The following is a 2,581-nucleotide window of genomic DNA, read 5'->3' on the forward strand; positions in this document are numbered from 1 at the left end:
CAGCGAATAGATTTCGCTTATCTGTTCGTCGGTCATGGCATAGCAACCGCTCGACCAGCAGTCGCCGTGGATCATGAGAAAGCTGCCGTCGCGGTCGTTCGCCTTGTCGAAGCTGTTGGGGTAGCCGAGGTTGATCGAAAGATAGAAGTTGGAGTTGGGATTCATCAACTCGGGGGTAACTGTATAGAATCCCTCGGGAGCCTGGCGGTCGCCCTCCTGCAGCTTCGGCCCAAGATCGCCCGACCACCGACAGATCGGATAGATCTTGAGGAGCTGGAAACGGCCGGTCGTGTCCTGTTTCCAGACTTCGAGTTCCGCCTCCTCTTTGAAAACGCGCACAACGATAGGTGAAGATTTCGGCATCTTCTTCTGCAGGAGCAGCGAGAGCAGCTCAGGGGGCAGTTCCTTTGTCGCCTTGGCCGGCAATCGATTGCTGGTTTGGCCAAGGCACGCGACCGGCGTCAGCCCCGCGGCAAAAGCCGCCGTCAGCACAAGCGCACGGAACGCCATGGCGCGGATCATTGCAGAAATCAATCAAACAGGCTCGGCGTGTGGTTCACCACCGCGCCCTCGATGGCCAGCATCTTCAGCTTGGTCACCACCCCGCCATTGGCGGAAAAACCGCCGGGCTTGTTGCCGGCCGCGAGCACGCGGTGGCAGGGCACCACGATCGGGCACGGGTTGCGTCCCAGCGCCTGGCCGACGTCGCGCGACAATTCCACGCCGCCGAGTTTCTTTGCGATGTCGCCATAGGTCAGGGTCTGCCCCGGTGGAATCTTGCGCGCGATGTCGTAAACGCCGCGGTTGAATTCCGGCACGCCGTCGAGATCGAGCACGATCTCGGCAAGATCGTTCGGCTTGCCCGCGAGCAATTCCTTCATCGCATCGATCGCGTGCATCACCTCCGTCGGCGGAACGGCCTCGGGTACATCGCCGTTGCGCTGATGGATGCGGCTTCGGGTCTTGTCTTCGCTGCCCATCGGCAGCTGCACGCCGGTGATGCCGCGCTCGCCCCAGATCACACCGCAGGCGCCGATCGGGGTATCGAAGATTGCAAATTGCTGGCCGGTCATGGCTTGCCCTTCCAGGCTTTTCAGCCCGAGCTAATCGTAGAGCCAAATCTAGGCTTGGAAATTGTTGCTATCCACCCGGATTCCGGGAATCTTGCACAGCCAGTTCCTTCCCCCATTCAGTTCCCCGAGCCCGAAATGCAGACCCTGCGCGTCAACGGATACGACATGGCCTATCTCGACGTGGGCCAGGGTCAGCCGGGCGCCGCGCCGCTGGTCTGCGTGCACGGCTCGCTGTGCGATTTCCGCATCTGGTCGGCCGTACTTGGGCCCCTGACGGCGAGGCACCGCGTGATCGCGGTGAGCCTGCGGCATTTCTTTCCCGACCATTGGGACGGCGTCGGCGACACCTATTCGATCGTACAGCATGTCGACGACGTCATCGCCTTCATCGAACGGATCGAGCCGCGGCCGGTCGACCTGATGGGTCATTCGCGCGGCGGCCACATCTGTTTCCGCGTGGCGCAGCGGCGGCCGGATCTGCTGCGCAGGCTGATTCTGGCCGAGCCCGGCGGCGAACTCGACGGCACGCTCGACCCGAACTACAAGCCCGGCCCCTCGCCGCTGGCGGCACGGATCGCGGCTTCCGCCGAGGTGATCGCCAAGGGCGACGTCGACGGCGGCCTGCAGATCTTCATGGACGCGCTGGAGGGCCCCGGCGCCTGGAAGCGGCTGCCTGCGGCGCAAAAGCAGCAGCTGCGCGACAACGCGACGACGCTGATCGGCCAGACCCGCGACCAGCGCCCGCCCTTCTCGCGGTCCGATGCCGAAGCGATCGGGACGCCGACGCTGTTCATCGGCGGCGCCAACACCAGGGGAACGCTGCCGCTGGTGTTGCGCGCACTCGCGACGCATGTGAAGGGCTCGCGCACCGAAATGATCGCGGGCGCGACCCATCCGATGTTCGAGCAGCAGCCACAGAGATATTGCGAGATCGTACTGGATTTTCTGGCGGGCTGACGCCTTCACTCACCATCCCGATGCGTTCAGGGGGACGACCCATCATGCAACAGATTTGTTGCATGATGGTTCCGGATTGACGACCGCAGCAGGCTACGATAGATTTCGAATACGGAATTCCGTATTCCAAACGAATGGCTGCGCATGATCCCGCTCGACCCGCTTCCCAACCTGATCGACCAGGTCTACGCGCGGATCCTCGAAGCGATCATCGACCGCTCGCTGCTGCCGGGCCAGCGCATCCGCCAGAACGAGCTGGCCGACCGGCTGGGCGTCTCGCGCCAGCCGGTGTCGCATGCGCTGCACCTGCTGCACCGGCAGGGCCTCGTCACCGAGAGCGGCAGGCGTGGCTTCGAGGTAGTCCAGCTCGACCCCGAACGCATCCGGCAGCTCTATGAGGTCCGCGGCGCCATCGACGCGCTGGCGGCGAAGCTTGCCGCGGCCCGCGCCAAAACCGACGCCGGCGGCCGGGCGCGGCTGGAAACCGCCCTGGCCGCCGGCCGGCCGCTCGACGGCAACACGCCGCTCGGCGAGCTGATCGCGCGCGACGT

4 protein-coding genes are annotated in these 2,581 nt (G+C 64.4%); 2 read left to right on the forward strand and 2 right to left on the reverse strand.

Annotation, left to right across the window (positions count from 1 at the left end; all coding sequences use genetic code 11):
- Together K1X74_23550 and K1X74_23555 are read right to left on the reverse strand one after the other, a co-directional pair.
- A partial coding sequence (locus tag K1X74_23550; GenBank protein MBX7169328.1) for a L,D-transpeptidase family protein occupies positions 1-522 on the reverse strand: 522 nt, incomplete at its 3' end.
- A gap of 8 nt (positions 523-530) precedes the next feature.
- A complete protein-coding gene (locus K1X74_23555) occupies positions 531-1,073 on the reverse strand; it encodes a methylated-DNA--[protein]-cysteine S-methyltransferase (GenBank protein ID MBX7169329.1) in 543 nt (180 codons plus the stop codon).
- A gap of 135 nt (positions 1,074-1,208) precedes the next feature.
- Between K1X74_23555 and K1X74_23560 the strand changes: the two genes are divergently transcribed.
- Together K1X74_23560 and K1X74_23565 are read left to right on the forward strand one after the other, a co-directional pair.
- Positions 1,209-2,030 carry an alpha/beta hydrolase gene (locus tag K1X74_23560; GenBank protein MBX7169330.1) on the forward strand — a complete coding sequence of 274 codons (822 nt, stop codon included), beginning with the start codon at positions 1,209-1,211 and terminating at the stop codon, positions 2,028-2,030.
- Between the two features lie 144 nt (positions 2,031-2,174).
- Positions 2,175-2,581, forward strand: a 407-nt coding sequence (locus tag K1X74_23565) for a GntR family transcriptional regulator (protein ID MBX7169331.1), incomplete at its 3' end; no start/stop codon positions are given.

It is taken from the genome of Pirellulales bacterium (genome assembly GCA_019694435.1).
Classification (GTDB): Bacteria; Planctomycetota; Planctomycetia; order Pirellulales; family JAEUIK01; genus JAIBBZ01.